The organism is Mucilaginibacter sp. HD30 (assembly GCF_054061755.1).
This window is the reverse complement of record NZ_JBSSEO010000001.1, coordinates 1,806,745-1,821,828: the sequence shown is the minus strand read 5'-3', so window position 1 is coordinate 1,821,828 and position 15,084 is coordinate 1,806,745. Positions and strand designations below refer to the sequence as shown.

Annotated in this window: 16 protein-coding genes; 11 read left to right on the top strand and 5 right to left on the bottom strand. The window is 41.4% G+C overall.

Annotated features, from left to right (window positions below):
• Positions 1–56: 56 nt before the first annotated feature.
• Both ACVW2L_RS08815 and ACVW2L_RS08810 read left to right on the top strand, forming a co-directional pair.
• Positions 57–635, top strand: a complete 579-nt coding sequence (locus ACVW2L_RS08815) for a DUF6580 family putative transport protein (RefSeq protein WP_457127597.1) — start codon at positions 57–59, stop codon at positions 633–635.
• A gap of 64 nt (positions 636–699) precedes the next feature.
• Positions 700–1,386 (top strand): Sir2 family NAD-dependent protein deacetylase, encoded by a 687-nt coding sequence (locus tag ACVW2L_RS08810; RefSeq protein WP_457127596.1) that lies wholly within the window; start codon positions 700–702, stop codon positions 1,384–1,386.
• A gap of 133 nt (positions 1,387–1,519) precedes the next feature.
• Here ACVW2L_RS08810 and mdh read toward each other — a convergent pair whose 3' ends face one another.
• Positions 1,520–2,458 (bottom strand): malate dehydrogenase, encoded by a 939-nt coding sequence (gene mdh, locus ACVW2L_RS08805; protein WP_457127595.1) that lies wholly within the window; start codon positions 2,456–2,458, stop codon positions 1,520–1,522.
• 403 nt (positions 2,459–2,861) lie between these two features.
• Here mdh and ACVW2L_RS08800 point away from each other — a divergent pair, with 403 nt between their 5' ends.
• Positions 2,862–3,872 (top strand): glutamine synthetase beta-grasp domain-containing protein, encoded by a 1,011-nt coding sequence (locus tag ACVW2L_RS08800; protein WP_457127594.1) that lies wholly within the window; start codon positions 2,862–2,864, stop codon positions 3,870–3,872.
• 58 nt (positions 3,873–3,930) lie between these two features.
• Here the strand turns inward: ACVW2L_RS08800 and ACVW2L_RS08795 are convergent, their stop codons facing one another.
• The gene (locus tag ACVW2L_RS08795) at positions 3,931–4,329 is read right to left on the bottom strand and encodes a gamma-glutamylcyclotransferase family protein (protein WP_457127593.1); all 399 of its coding nucleotides are present in this window, start codon (positions 4,327–4,329) and stop codon (positions 3,931–3,933) included.
• An 86-nt stretch (positions 4,330–4,415) separates the two neighbouring features.
• Here ACVW2L_RS08795 and ACVW2L_RS08790 point away from each other — a divergent pair, with 86 nt between their 5' ends.
• The 3 genes from ACVW2L_RS08790 to ACVW2L_RS08780 all read left to right on the top strand — a co-directional run bounded on the left by ACVW2L_RS08790 (position 4,416) and on the right by ACVW2L_RS08780 (position 7,817).
• Positions 4,416–5,774: a glutamine synthetase family protein gene (locus tag ACVW2L_RS08790; protein ID WP_457127592.1), complete on the top strand. Its 1,359-nt coding sequence runs from the start codon at positions 4,416–4,418 to the stop codon at positions 5,772–5,774.
• Between the two features lie 62 nt (positions 5,775–5,836).
• On the top strand, positions 5,837–6,874 hold the full coding sequence (locus ACVW2L_RS08785; protein ID WP_457127591.1) for a hypothetical protein: 1,038 nt from the start codon (positions 5,837–5,839) through the stop codon (positions 6,872–6,874).
• A gap of 79 nt (positions 6,875–6,953) precedes the next feature.
• A complete protein-coding gene (locus ACVW2L_RS08780) occupies positions 6,954–7,817 on the top strand; it encodes an HAD-IIA family hydrolase (RefSeq protein ID WP_457127590.1) in 864 nt (287 codons plus the stop codon).
• On the opposite strand, the gene ACVW2L_RS08775 is transcribed toward ACVW2L_RS08780, so the two are convergent.
• Together ACVW2L_RS08775 and ACVW2L_RS08770 are read right to left on the bottom strand one after the other, a co-directional pair.
• A complete protein-coding gene (locus ACVW2L_RS08775) occupies positions 7,818–8,396 on the bottom strand; it encodes a nucleotidyltransferase family protein (RefSeq protein WP_457127589.1) in 579 nt (192 codons plus the stop codon). It abuts the gene before it with no gap.
• Positions 8,393–9,538, bottom strand: a complete 1,146-nt coding sequence (locus ACVW2L_RS08770) for an XdhC family protein (RefSeq protein WP_457127588.1) — start codon at positions 9,536–9,538, stop codon at positions 8,393–8,395. The genes ACVW2L_RS08775 and ACVW2L_RS08770 overlap by 4 nt, the downstream gene beginning before the upstream one ends.
• A gap of 137 nt (positions 9,539–9,675) precedes the next feature.
• On the opposite strand from ACVW2L_RS08770, the gene moaA reads away from it, so the two are divergent.
• From moaA to moeB, 5 genes are read left to right on the top strand one after another with little or no spacing between them, the layout of a single operon-like run.
• Complete coding sequence (gene moaA / locus ACVW2L_RS08765) at positions 9,676–10,665, top strand: GTP 3',8-cyclase MoaA (protein ID WP_457127587.1); 990 nt, start codon at positions 9,676–9,678, stop codon at positions 10,663–10,665.
• Positions 10,666–10,702: 37 nt separating this feature from the next.
• A complete protein-coding gene (locus ACVW2L_RS08760) occupies positions 10,703–11,908 on the top strand; it encodes a molybdopterin molybdotransferase MoeA (protein ID WP_457127586.1) in 1,206 nt (401 codons plus the stop codon).
• Positions 11,908–12,384 (top strand): cyclic pyranopterin monophosphate synthase MoaC, encoded by a 477-nt coding sequence (gene moaC, locus ACVW2L_RS08755; protein WP_457127585.1) that lies wholly within the window; start codon positions 11,908–11,910, stop codon positions 12,382–12,384. Before ACVW2L_RS08760 ends, moaC begins: the two co-directional genes overlap by 1 nt.
• The gene (locus tag ACVW2L_RS08750; protein ID WP_457127584.1) at positions 12,365–13,534 is read left to right on the top strand and encodes an NTP transferase domain-containing protein; all 1,170 of its coding nucleotides are present in this window, start codon (positions 12,365–12,367) and stop codon (positions 13,532–13,534) included. Before moaC ends, ACVW2L_RS08750 begins: the two co-directional genes overlap by 20 nt.
• Positions 13,531–14,589: a molybdopterin-synthase adenylyltransferase MoeB gene (gene moeB, locus ACVW2L_RS08745; RefSeq protein ID WP_457127583.1), complete on the top strand. Its 1,059-nt coding sequence runs from the start codon at positions 13,531–13,533 to the stop codon at positions 14,587–14,589. The genes ACVW2L_RS08750 and moeB overlap by 4 nt, the downstream gene beginning before the upstream one ends.
• Before the next feature lie 66 nt (positions 14,590–14,655).
• Here moeB and ACVW2L_RS08740 read toward each other — a convergent pair whose 3' ends face one another.
• On the bottom strand, positions 14,656–15,075 hold the full coding sequence (locus ACVW2L_RS08740; protein ID WP_457127582.1) for a molybdenum cofactor biosynthesis protein MoaE: 420 nt from the start codon (positions 15,073–15,075) through the stop codon (positions 14,656–14,658).
• Positions 15,076–15,084: the final 9 nt, after the last annotated feature.

Genomic DNA, 15,084 nt, shown 5'->3' with positions numbered 1-15,084 from the left:
TATTGCCATTTTATTTAATGCGATAAATAACTAATTTTACTTCATCAATAAAAAGTATGTCACTACAAAAAGTTAACACCCGCACCATTGTTCTTATTTTGATGATAATAGCAGCAACTGCTATGCGCCTGATAAGCTATGAGTATAAATTCATGAGCAACTTTAGTCCGGTTGGTGCTATCGCTATGTTTGGGGGTGTTTATTTTACTGACAAATGGAAAGCTTACATTGTTGTACTGTTATCGCTTTATGCAAGCGATGTGGTAATCAATCATTTTTATACCAATAGCTGGATATTCTTTAGCGGTGATACTTTCTGGAACTGCGTATGCTTTTGCTTAATGGTATTTATTGCGTCGCTTATAAAAAACATCAACTTCCGCACGTCATTGATCATCCTGTTTGCTCCGGTAACCATACACTGGTTAATAATGGATATGCCATGGATCAACGATGCCGGTGGACTTTACCCTAAAACGGTTGCAGGTTATGGCTCGGCTTTAATTGCAGCCATTCCGTTCGAGAAGAATATGCTGTTAGGTGACGCCGTATTTGGCTTCATACTTTTTGGCGGATTTGAACTGGCGAAGAAGAAATACAGTGCATTACGAACCCGCACAGAGCTGGCGCTCTAAATTAATTTTTAAATAAGAATTAGAGCGATCAGGCAACTGATCGCTTTTTTTATGGAGTTGTCCTATGAAAAAGAAGATAGTTGTTTTAACAGGTGCCGGCATAAGCGCAGAGAGTGGCCTGCAAACATTTAGGGGAAGCGACGGCTTGTGGGAAGGTTACCGCATTGAGGATGTAGCTACACCCGAGGCTTGGGCCGCTGACCCGACACTGGTACAGGAGTTTTATAATATGCGCCGTAAAGGCGCGTTAAGGGCGCAACCCAATGCCGCACACAAGGCACTTGTTGACTTGGAAAGCAAATACGACGTAACCATCATTACCCAAAATATAGATGATCTGCATGAGCGTGCAGGTTCCACTAATGTAATGCACCTGCACGGGGTTATTACAAGATCGCAGTCAAGCATCAATCCTGAATTGACTTATCCTATAGAAGGCTGGGAGTTAAAAATGGGAGAGGTGTGCGAACTGGGTTCGCAATTGAGGGCGCATGTGGTTTGGTTTGGCGAGGCGGTACCGATGATAGAACCGGCCATTCATTTATGTGCGGCAGCTGATATTTTTATTCTTATAGGCTCGTCGCTGGCTGTGTACCCGGCCGCGGGGTTGATCAATGCTGTTCCGCGGAGCGTACCTAAATATATTGTTGACCCAAATATTCCGGATGTAAAGGTTAGCAACATTATTAAAATAGAGGAGAACGCAACTGTTGGTATTCCGGATTTGGTAGTATATCTGCTGGCAAATTAGCGGGGCAATAAGTTGCAACGGTTTAGCAACAAAATAACCTGCATGGCACACATTTTTTTTCAACATCCCATAAAACAATAAAAAAGGCCTTCATTTTTTTAAATGAAGGCCTTTTTTATTTAAGTTGATTTTATTAGATCAGGTTGCTGTCTGTCAAAACCTGGTTCATGTTACGTACAGCATCCGCGCTTTTGTTAAAAGCAGCTTGCTCATCAGCAGTTAAGCTGTAGTCAACAATCTTCTCCCATCCGTTCTTGCCTAATATAACAGGCACCACCAATGAAATGTCAGACTGGCCATACTCGCCATCCAAAGCAACACCGCAAGAAAGTAGTTTCTTTTGGTCGCGTACAATAGCTTCAACCATAAAGGCCGTACCTGCACCAGGTGCATACCATGCAGAAGTACCAATAAGCTTAGTTAAAGTAGCGCCGCCAACCATAGTAGCTGCAACAACTTTATCCTGCTGCTCTTTGCTTAAAAAGTTGGTAACCGGTACGCTGTTCCAATAAGCGTGGTTTATCAACGGTATCATGGTGGTATCACCGTGGCCGCCTATAACAACTGCGTTAAGGTCGGCAGGAGAGCATCCTAGTTCCTGGCTCAGGTAATATTTAAACCTTGCAGAATCCAGCGCGCCGCCCATACCTATGATACGGTTTTTAGGCAAACCCGAAGTTTTAAGCGTTAAGTAGTTCATGGTATCCATTGGATTAGATACTACTATAATAATAGTGTTAGGCGAGTATTTTAAAACATTCTCGGTAACGCTTTTAACAATACCTGCATTAGTGCCAATCAATTCTTCGCGTGTCATACCAGGTTTACGTGGCAAACCTGATGTAATAACAACCACTTCAGAGTCGGCAGTAGCTGCGTAGTCATTGGTAACACCTTTAATTTTGGTATCAAACTCTAAAAGAGCCGAAGTTTGCATCATATCAATAGCCTTGCCTTCAGCAAAACCTTCTCTGATGTCTAATAAAATCAACTCTTCGGCTAACTCTTTCCTTGCAATGTTATCCGCGCAGGTAGCGCCGACTGCACCGGCACCAATAACGGTTATTTTCATGATTTATATGTTTTATTTTATAGATGAATTAATACAGAGCGCAATTTTAATAAAAAATAAACAATACTCTCTGCAACCCAGCTAAATAATAGAAAAGAATAATACTACAACGGTTTAGACGGGGCATCTAACCTAATAGCGTACAAGAAAAGAAAAATATTAGAAATGAAGATTTAATGTTAGCTGCAAAAGACTGCTATCTGTGGCAAAATATAATCTAATGGTTAAACAAATTGGATTTTTAATATAAATACGTAATATTTTTATGTGATTTTAAATTTTTACATACTTTTTGTGATAATATTTTCAAAAAATAGATTTATTATTTTAGATTTGTCTTCATAAAGCGATTTTTACTGGTAAAAATCGCAATTCGTGTTAAACTTTACAAATTACATAAAAAATGGCAACAAAACTCGAGTACATTTGGCTTGATGGGTATAAACCAACTCAAAGCCTGCGTAGTAAAACAAAAATTGTTAAAAGTTTCAGTGGAAAAGTTGAAGATCTGGATAACTGGAGCTTCGATGGTTCATCAACTGAGCAGGCACCAGGTGGTTCTTCGGATTGTATCTTGAAACCAGTGTTCACTGTACCTGATCCACAAAGAAAAGACGCTCACTTAGTAATGTGCGAAGTATTGGATTCAAAAGGTCAGCCACATGAGTCAAACGGCCGTGCGCTTATCCAGGATGATGATAATGATTTCTGGTTCGGTTTTGAGCAAGAATATTTCCTTTGGGATCCTGCAACCAACAAACCTCTTGGTTTCCCGGCAGGTGGTTACCCAGGTCCGCAAGGCCCGTACTACTGTTCAGTAGGTGCGCAAAATGCGTTCGGCCGCGAGATTGTTGAAGAGCACTTAGACGTATGTTTAGAGGCTGGTTTAAATGTTGAGGGTATCAACGCTGAAGTTGCTGCCGGACAATGGGAATTCCAGATCTTCTCTAAAGGCGCTAAAGAAGCTGGTGACCAAATTTGGGTTGCCCGTTATTTGTTAGAAAGAATAGGCGAGAAATATGGAGTTTCTATCAACTACCATTGTAAACCGCTTGGTCAGTTAGACTGGAACGGTTCTGGTATGCACGCTAACTTCTCAAACACTACTTTACGTACTGCAAACAGCAAAGCTACTTTTGAAGCAATTTGCGAGTCTTTCCGCCCTGCAGTTGAAGAGTGTATTGCTGTTTACGGAGCATACAACGATCAGCGTTTAACCGGTAAACACGAAACAGCTTCAATTCATGACTTTAGCTATGGTGTATCAGATCGTGGTGCTTCTATCCGTATCCCGCTTTATACTGTAGATCATGACTGGAGCGGTTATTTGGAAGATCGTCGTCCAAACTCGGCTGCCGATCCATACAAAGTTGCTGCAGTTATCATCAAAACTGTAAAGTCAGCTAAATTGTAACCACTCTAAAACTTATACTGTTAGATCCCTTCCGGCGAAAGCCGTGGAGGGATTTTTTTTATGTCCTGATGTAAGCCAAATAATCGCCTGATGTGATTTCTCGCAAACTTTCAACCGGTAAGTTGTAAAGATAGATCCAGCATGTAACCATTTTAACACCAGTGGTTACGGTGATAGATTTGCGTATAAATAAATTGGGTTGCTCTTGTTCCGGCCCAAAACCTTCGTAATCATCTAACATTATTAATGCCGAAGTCGTGTCCCGCAATTGATAAATGCTCCCCTTTATATTATAACCGTTATTGTCTGCTACGGCTCCGGGATACTCACCGCAGTCATAGAGGCGTCCTTTAAAAACAGCAGGTCCAATTCGGTTGGCATTGTGCCTTAAATAGTTTGCGAACTCGTTGTTATCATCAAGTAAAGAACCATAAACTAATAGCAGATCATTATTCATAAACTAATATAAAGTTTTAAGGTTGTAGCTGATAAAGTTTATAATAACATCGTTATTAGCTATCTTGGTACAGTTTAAATCTGACCATGGACGAACAGCAAATTTCTGCGTATTTGCAGGAAAACAACATACAGAAAATAAAATTTGCTTTTGCAGATATTGATGGCGTATTACGCGGAAAGATAATACACGCCAAAAAGTTTATTGATGGACTAAAAAGCGGATATGGCTTTTGTGATGTTGTTTTTGGCTGGGATAGCAGCGATAACGCCTATGATAACGTGTCGCTTACAGGTTGGCACACGGGCTATCCTGATAGGCTTTGTTATATCGACTTGTCTACATTTAGAACAGTGCCATGGCAGGACGATATTCCATTTTTTTTAGGAGATTTTAGCGGTAGCAAAAGCGATGGTTTAGCCGCATGCCCGCGCAGTCTGTTAAAACAAATTACCGCCGAGTGCGAGTCTCTGGGTTATCATCCTGAATTTGCGCAGGAGTTTGAGTGGTTTAATTTTAAAGAGACGCCGCAATCAATAAGTGATAAGAATTTTGTAAAACCACAGCCGATAAGCCCGGGGATGTTTGGTTACTCAATACTACGAACTTCTGAAAACAGTGAATTCTGTTATGATCTGTTAAACTTGCTGACAAAGTTTGACATTCCGGTAGAGGGTTTCCACACAGAAACCGGGCCGGGTGTTTATGAAGCGGCAATAATGCATAGTCACATCATGGAAGCTGCAGACAGGGCGGTATTGCTAAAAACAGCCGTTAAAGAAATTGCTTACAAGCATGGTATAATGGCATCATTCATGGCCAAGTGGGACGAAAACTTACCCGGGTGCGGTGGTCATGTGCATCAGAGTTTATGGAGCTGCGACAAAACCAAAAATTTATTTTATGACGGCAGCGACATCAACAAAATGAGCGAGCTGCATAAACAATATCTGGCGGGGCAGTTATATTGCCTGCCGCATCTTATCCCTATGTATGCGCCTACCATTAATAGTTACAAACGTCTTGTAGAAGGGGCTTGGGCACCAACTACCATAACCTGGGCAGTTGAGAATCGTACCACTGCACTAAGGGTTATCAATACATCCGAAGCCTATACCCGTCTGGAAACCCGTATACCAGGTGCTGATACAAATCCATATTTGGTAATGGCAGCTGCTCTTGCATCTGGATTGTATGGAATTAAAAATAAACTCAAATTAGAAATTCCGCAGACCATGGGCAATGGCTACTCAAATTTGGCCGATGGTAAAATAGCCGCCAACCTGTATGATGCTTCGGTTACAATGAAAAACTCTGCTGTAGCCAAGCAACTATTCGGTGAATCGTTTGTTGAACACTTTACACAAACCCGCTTATGGGAGTGCAGGCAGTTTAATAAAGCCGTTACAGATTGGGAGCTAAAAAGATATTTTGAGATAATTTAAATGATATTAATCATATAATTGTTCCAAATTATATCTTTGCCGCCCTTGTGAGCAAACAAACAATGGATCATTCTTTAATTATAAGAAAAGCCTGGGAAGGTTATGATGCTTCAAAAACCATCAAAAGTATTGAAGACATCAGCGCGATGGTGTCAACCAACAGGGTTTTTAGGGTAACATTTGATGATGATGATATCATCATAGCTAAGTTTTCCTACTTCGGAAAATACGAGCATTTTAAAGAAGATCATCGTATTATACATAGCCTATCTAACAATTTGCTTTACCCTTTTGAAAATGTGTTGGCTAAGTCGCTGGTAAAAAACAATCGCGTTTATATTTATCACTACAAGCAAGCTAAAATCGATGCGTGGGTCGTTTTCTATAATCCCACACGTATTCTGGAGCGCTTACCACGCCGCCTTGATGAAAATCATATAATGAAGCTTGGACAGCAGGTGGGTAAGTTTCATAAAGCTTGTAAGCACATAAAAAATGTGTTGCCAAAATCTTCAAAAACCCTTCGCACTGATATTTACTCGTTGATGCACCAATTAGAGGTTAACGAGAAACAGTTTGGTTCTGCCATGAAAGCTGATTTCCTTAAGTATCACTGTGAAACTTTTCTGAAAAACCGCTCAAAATATACCATGAGCTCTTTTGATATTATTCCGGTTTTTATTGATTGGAACATAGGAAATTTTTCGGTAGACGGTAATCAGAATTTGTATTCACGTTGGGATTACGATTGGTTCAGGATGAGTTACAGGGTGCTCGACTTTTATTTCTTGAGCAGGGTAGTGTCTGATGTTGGTGATAGGACCGTGTTTAGCTATGGGATTAACACGCTGAATGAAGAGCGTTTTATATTATTTTTAAAAGAATATCATGCTGTAAATCCACTTACCGCAAATGAAGTTCGATTCTTAAAAGAAGCGTACCGTTTTTTTATTCTTAATTACGTGATAAAGGATGGTAAGTACTTTTTTGCAGAGCAATACGCTAAAAAACTACAAGGGGAGGCTTTTGAGATCTATCTTCCATCGGTTGACAGGGACTTTGATGCCGAAAAATTGGTGTCAGCATTACAACTTGATTAAAGCTCGCCCAGTAATTGCATGCATTTGTCGTGTAAAATGATATATTTGGAATACACTATCTAACCCCTACAAGATAAGTATGCAGCGAATTGATAATTTCAAAACCATTATAGACAAGTATGATGTAGTGTTTTTTGATGCATTTGGCGTGTTGAAAAACTATACCGGGCTTGTTAAAGGTATTGAAGGCACTTTTGAATATCTGGCCGAACAAAACAAAGAGTATTATATAGTAACTAATGATGCATCGCGCAGCCCTGAACAGTTGGCGGCATCGTACCACTTGCTAGGCCTGGAAGCTATTACCGCTGATAGGATCATTTCCTCGGGTATGCTCACCAAAGAGTACCTTGATTTGAAAGTCGAGGATGGTATAGTTGCTTATTTGGGTACAGAAAATTCTGCTCACTATATTGAAAGTTCAGGTCTCCACACCATACCGGTTTCGCAAATAAACCAGGATAATTTCGATCAGGTTAACGCCCTTATTTTTTTGGATGATGAGGGATTTGACTGGCGCAATGATTTGAACACGGCGGTTAATTTGCTGCGCAGACGGCCTATACCGGCTATCGTTGCGAATACTGATTATGCTTATCCGGTATCTGTAAACAATGTAGCTGTAGCAATTGGTGGTTTAGCTAAAATGATGGAAGATATTGTTGGTAAGGCATTTATACGTTTTGGTAAGCCCGATTCGCAAATGTTTATGTTTGCTTATGATTTGATACGCGAGTATCGTCCTATTAGCAAAAAAGACATTGTTATGGTAGGTGATACCTTGCAAACCGATATTTTAGGAGGTAATAAATACGGTTTAGATACCGTGCTGGTATTATCTGGCAACACGCTTGCGAAAGACGCGGACGTTCGCATAAATTCTACGGGGATTGTACCCACTTATATCTGCGAATCTGCCGTGATTGAGCGGGATATGTTTTAATTATAATTTACTCAATTTATCGTAATCTTCTGGCGTGTCGATATCAAAAGCACCCAACGGAAAAGGAGTTTCAACTACCGCCTTTAAATGTTTTTGTATTATCCTTTTTGCGCCATCATTCCCTGTCATCATTAATAATTCCTCAAAAAACTCTTTGTCAAATAACACAGGGGGCCCCATTGTCTCATTGTATGAACTTGCAATTATTTTGCGGGGAGCAGCCTGTTCGATCAATTTGTTGATGAATTCGTGCTCCACAAGGGGTTGGTCAGTAAGCATAAATAGAACTGATGAGAGTTCAGGTTGCAGTTTTAACAATTCATTTAAACCATAACTAATTGTAGCCCCCATGCCTGTATGCCAATCATCATTTACAAAAACGTGTACAGGTTCATTGATTATTGTAGGAGCGATGCTGTTAGCGTTGGCACCTAGAACTACAGCAACTGTATTTGCTTTGGACGCAACGGCAGCTTTTACAGCAGTTTGCAACAAGGTATGGCACTTAAAACGTAAATTTTGTTTTGCTTCGCCCATACGGGTTGATGCGCCTGCTGCCAAAATGATAATGCCGGTCATAAGTCCTGCTTAATGATCTGGTCAGCGCGATCATGTATAAAGGTTTTGTTTCTTAAAGAAACCGCCTCGCTCTTTTTTAACACAGCCTGTATTTCTGAGATAATAGATAGTGCTATCTCATCAGCATTTTCTGAACCTATTGCCAATCCCGCAGGGCCATAAACATTTTCTAATTGGTCACCGGTTATTTCCAGTCCATCTTCCCGCATATCGTTTAGCATTCGGTTTAACCGTTTTTTAGGGCCCAGGCAGCCTATATAAGCCAAATTCAAAGACAATAATTGCTTCAGTATAGCCATATCGTAGTTAAAGTTATGCGTCATCAACACCACCGCTGTTCTTTCGTCAAGCAATAATGACGAAAGTGCTTGCTCCGGTTTGGCAGTGATTACCTGTTTGGCTGATGGAAATCTTGCCGGTACCGCATAATTAGCCCTTCCATCAACTATCGTAACCTGCCAGCCTAAAACCGCTGCAAAATTCATTAACGGAATGGCATCATTGCCGGCACCAAATATCACCAGCGAAACAGCAGGTTGCAATAACTCTACAAAACAGGTAAACTCGTTATCGTACGAATACGCTTTTGTTACCGAATTACCGTTTCGAAGCACATAGCGTGCATCATCCATAACTGCATTTTGAATTATTTCGTCTGGAAAGTTGTTGGTGATAAATTCGTCATCTGATAATAACAAACAAGTTCCGGGTTGCTCTTTCTTTTTGTCTTTTAATGAAAAAAGAGTTGCCAAAACAACAGGCCTCCTTCTACTTAAAAATAACTTGAATAAGTTAACCGGACTATTATTGTCATTCGTTGACAAAGGTTCAATCAGGATATGGATAACGCCATTACAACCCAATCCCACACCAAATTTGGCGTCGTCATCGTCCGTAGTATCATAAGTAACCAACATTGGGCGGTTCTGGGCCATTGCTAAGCGGGCTTTGCGCAAGGCATCTCCCTCAAGGCAACCGCCGCTTATTGCGCCGGTAAGCTCACCATCATCTGCAATTAACATTCGCGCTCCGGCATGGCGGTAGGACGATCCCTCCACATGCACTACTGTTGCCAAAGCGGTTTGTTTACCCAATGCCGCTGCCTTATCAAAAGCGGTTACAATGTCTTGCAGTTCTTTCATCTGAAACAAATATAAACGAATGTTTGGAGCTTGTGCGGCAATCAATAGCCACATTTTTGTGATAAAACGACAATTAAAAAACACAGCGTACGGCAGATATGTGTAATTTTACAATGATATAAATAGAAATTGGACAGTTGTTAACGGATAATCACGGCAGAAAAATAAATTATCTGCGCCTTGCGGTGACAGATAGGTGCAATTTGCGCTGTTTTTATTGCATGCCAGAAGAAGGCCTCAACTGGCTGTCGCGTACGGAGTTGATGAGCTATGAGGAAATGATGCGTGCTTGTTCTCTCCTTGTGAAAATGGGAGTTGAGAAAATACGTATTACCGGGGGCGAACCTTTTGTACGCAAGGACATAATGAGCTTATTGGCTGGTTTGTCCAAATTAAATGGGCTAAAGGATCTTAGTATGACCACCAACGGCGTACTCACTGCACCTTACGTTGGCGAAATGAAGAAGCTGGGTATAAATACGGTCAATCTTAGTTTGGATACCCTGGATGCTAATCGTTTTTTTACTATTACGCTTCGTGATGAGTTTGCAAAGGTGATGGAAACATTGCAGGAGTTGCTTCGCAATGATATGACGGTTAAAATAAACGCTGTTGTTATGGCAGGCAAGAACACCCAGGATATTATTCCGCTGGTTGAGTTAACTAAACATTTGCCTGTAAGTGTACGTTTTATTGAAGAAATGCCTTTTAACGGCGATGGACATGTTTATAAGGGACTGGAATGGGATCATGCGCGTATTCTGAATGAGATTCAACAGCATTTTCCGGGTATTACAAAAAGTATTGATCCGGCTAATTCAACAGCCTATAATTACAACATCCCTGGCCATAAGGGCAGTGTTGGCATAATTGCAGCCTACTCGCGCACGTTTTGCGGCACATGCAATCGTATCCGCGTTACGCCGCAAGGGACGTTGAAAACCTGCTTATACGATGATGGAGTAATAAATGTTAAAGACTTAATGCGGGCCGGATGTGACGATGCTCAACTGGAACAACATTTAATGGCAGCGTTTGGTAGGCGCACAAAGGATGGCTGGGAAGCAGAGCGCCAACGCGTTGCTAAAACCGGAATACATGAATCAATGGCCACTATAGGTGGATAGTAAAATACTTCTACCAAAAACTAACAAATAAATAAGAATGATAACGGTTGAACAGGCCGAGGAACTGATATTGAGCAACGCCGGTGATTACGGTGCTGAAATAATTTTGTTTGAAGAGTCGTTAGAACGTGTACTGGCTGAAACAATAAAAGCTGACCGCGATCTGCCGCCTTTTGACCGTGTGAGTATGGACGGTATTGCCATGAGATATGCTGACTTTGAAAAAGGAATAAGAACTTTCGTAATAAAAGCTACACAAGCTGCCGGGGATACACCGGTGAACGTGGAGCAAACAGGTGAATGTGTTGAGATAATGACAGGCGCTGCTTTACCCGAATCGGTTGATACGGTGATAAGATATGAGGACCTGGAGATAAGCGACGGTAAAGCAACCTTGCAAGTAAAGGATATTAAAAAAGGTCAGAATATTCATATTCGCGGTGCAGATAGGCGGCAGGGCGATGTAATATTAACGCCCGGTCGCATTATAACACCGGCTGTTATCAGTATGGTGGCCTCGGTTGGCGAAACGGAATTGCGGGTAAAGCGTAAACCGCGAGTTGTAATTATATCATCAGGCGATGAAATTGTGGAGGCGGAGGCAAAGCCTACACCTTATCAAATAAGGGGCTCTAATAGTTACATGGTTAAGGCTGTGCTTGCGCAGGCCGGAATTGACACAGGCATGGTTCATGTTCCCGATGAGCCAGAGGCGATCAAGTCTATATTGCAGCAATGTCTTGTTAATTTTGATGTGCTACTTTTAAGCGGGGGCATATCAATGGGTAAATTTGATTATATCCCACAAGTTTTAAAAGAGCTGCAGGTAGAACAAATATTTCACAAAGTGCAGCAGCGTCCCGGAAAACCGGTTTGGTTCGGCAAGCACGAGAATGGCCCTGTAGTATTCGCTTTCCCGGGTAACCCGGTGGCTACATTTATGTGTACCCAACGGTATTTTCTGCCGTGGCTTAGTAAAACGTTGGGTGCTGAAGCGAAAATGGCTACTTATGCTGTTTTAAATGCTGATATAACTTTTCATCCGCCCTTGCAATACTTTTTACAGGTAAAACTGTCTTTTACGGAAGAAGGCAGACTACTTGCTACACCTATTGAGGGTAATGGTTCTGGCGATTTTGCTAATTTAGCAGATACCGATGCGTTTATGGAACTTCCTTTGAATAAAACTGAGTTTAAAAAGGGCGAAGTTTATCGTGTGTGGGTGTTTAACCAATTACAATAATGAGCGAATTTACTCACTTAGATAAAACCGGCAAAGCTACAATGGTTGACGTTTCTGCAAAAGCAGTTACACACCGTACTGCTACTGCACAAGCTTTGGTTTTTTTACCCGAAGTGGTTTTGACCCAATTAAACAATGGCGACCTAACAACAAAAAAGGGCTCTGTATTTCAAACAGCCATTATAGCGGGTATTATGGCGGCAAAAAGAACCGGCGATCTAATACCGCTTTGCCATCCCTTGGGAATGGATAATTGCAACATAGATATCAGTATAAATGATAAACAGGATGTGGTGATAAATTGCACCGCGAGCATATCAGCAAAAACAGGGATAGAAATGGAGGCTTTGGTAGGGGCAAGCGTTGCTGCACTTACAATTTATGATATGTGCAAAGCCCTAAGCCATGACATTGTTATAAAAGAAGTAAAATTGATTGAAAAAACCGGAGGTAAGCATGACTTTAAAAGAGCATAAAAAACATGCCTCGCTCACAAAACCCTTAATCGGCAATTTCGCCAGGAATGAGTGGGCTATTGTGGGCGCGCCGTGTGTTAATATTAAACTCCTGGCTAACGACGTGATACAGGCATTATCGCCCAAATATAAATGTGCTTATGTGGACGCTTCACATAATGATGAAGTGGTTTCGCCACCCGGACGATTAGCCGCAGGTGCCTATTTAGAGTACGTTGATCAGCAAAATCATCACCAGTTCAATCACAACAATGCACTTTCCCCAGCTGAACTGAAACAACAATTTTCTGATGGTGATGTAGTGTTGGTTAACGGCAATCACCAACAGGCCAAGGCCCAGGTAGTTATTATATATCCAAACAAAGTAGCTTCACTACAAAAGCGGATAGATCAGCTTACTAATGTGCAGCTGATCTTATTAGCGGAAGGTGCTGACGATGTTTTTCACTTTGTCAAAGAGGCGTTGCCTAACTGGCAACAAATTCCGATATACGGTTTAAATGAAACCGAAAAGATCATTGCTTTTTTTGAAGATAAGTTGAGATTAGCCAAACCTCCTTTAAAAGGTTTGGTTTTAGCCGGCGGACAAAGCCTGAGAATGGGACATGATAAAGGCGCAATAAACTGGCATGGCACAGAGCAACGTTATTACATAGCAGATATATTAAGTTCTTTTTGCAGCGATGTATATCTCTCTTGTCGCGCAGAACAAACCCCAACATTTGATACGCAATACCAAACCATAGAAGACACTTTTACAGGGCTGGGGCCGTTTGGAGCTATTCTTTCGGCTTTCAGACAAGATCCAAACAGCGCATGGCTGGTAGTCGCTTGCGATTTGCCTTTGTTAAATAAACTTACCCTGCAAAACCTTGTTGAAAGCCGCGATGTATCAGCTGTAGCAACTGCATATGAAAATGAAGAGGAAGGTTTTCCCGAGCCGCTTATTACTATATGGGAGCCTAAAGCTTATGTTCGTTTATTGAATTATCTTTCTCAGGGGTATTCCTGCCCGCGTAAGGTATTAATCAACAGTGATATCAAGCTGCTTCACGCCATTGATGGCAAGGCATTTACTAACGTAAATACGCCGGAAGATTTGGCGCAGATAAAAGAACAACTGACTGTTAAAAACACATTCATACAATGAATGCCGACCAGCTTAGATACAGCTGCCAAATAGCGTTACCCGGCTTTGGTTATTCTGGACAACAACTACTGCAACAGGCAAAAGTATTAGTGATAGGAGCGGGAGGCCTGGGCTGCCCGGCTACTCAATACCTGGCAGCGGCAGGTGTAGGCACTTTAGGCATTGTGGATTTTGATGTAGTTGGGGCAAGTAATTTGCACAGGCAGATATTATACACCCCGGCAGATATTGGTAAGAAAAAGGTTGACATTGCTGCAGATCGTCTTAGAAAGCAAAATCCCGCTATCAAACTCGTTGGGCATGATTTGAAAGTAACTTCTGCCAATGTGTTGACTTTAATAAATGGGTATGATATTGTATTAGACGGCACCGATAACTTTGAGAGCCGGTATTTGATTAATGATGCTTGTGTAATTGCCGGTAAACCCATTGTTTACGGCGCAATTTATCAATATGAGGGACAGGTAGCCGTATGGAACGTGAGAAACGAAGACGGTACACAATCTCCTAATTATCGTGATCTTTTTCCGCAGGTTAACGCAAATTTAATACCTAATTGTACCGATGGAGGGGTTATCCCCACGCTGGCTGGAATAATAGGATGCATACAGGCTAACGAAGTTATTAAATACATTACGCAGACAGGTGAGTTGTTAGCGGGTAAAATGTTGGTTTTTGATGCTGCCACTTTACAAAATCGTACCATTAAAATAGGCTATAGCACACAAACTAACATCACGAGTTTTGCCGAAACCATGTCTGTTGCGACAATGTCCGTAGCAGAAGCAAAGGCTGGCTTAGGCGAAGACACGCTGGAGTTGGTTGACATACGCACGGATCAGGAGCGAGACGCCGTTAATATAGGCGGTGTACATTTTGAAGCAGATGAAATAGATGATCATGCAGATTATTTAACCAATGAGCGCGTAAAAGTGCTATACTGCTCATCTGGTAAGCGTAGCACTGAAACAGTAAAGCTTATCAAACAAAAATGGCCAACTGCAAAAGTATATTCATTAGAAGGCGGTTTAAAAGCGTGGTTTGCAAAACATTAGGTTGATTTTCCGGTACCCTGGCTGGCCAACAGATCGCTTAATCATTTAAAATTAAGTTATTCTTATTTAGGGATGTGCTGCAACCCAGACCTCACCATCCTCAAAAACTTCTTTTTTCCAGATAGGGACGGTTTCTTTAAGTGTATCAATAATATAACGACAGGCATCAAAAGCGGCTGCGCGATGTGCGGCGGCTACGGCAATAACAACCGGTATTTCACCAATTTGCAACACGCCGGTACGATGATGTACCAATATTTTTTGCACTGGCCATTTATTTAATACCAGAGCAGTAATTTTTTCTATTTGCCGCAAGGCCATAGTTTCATAAGCTTCAAATTCAAGACGGGTTACCGCCTTGCCCTTGGTAGCATTACGAACTGTTCCAATAAATACGTCAATACCGCCACACTCAGGCGACATAACCCATCCCACACATTCCTGTACGTTTAGCGTCGATGGCGATAATTTTATATTTGTATTCATTGTTAAAAA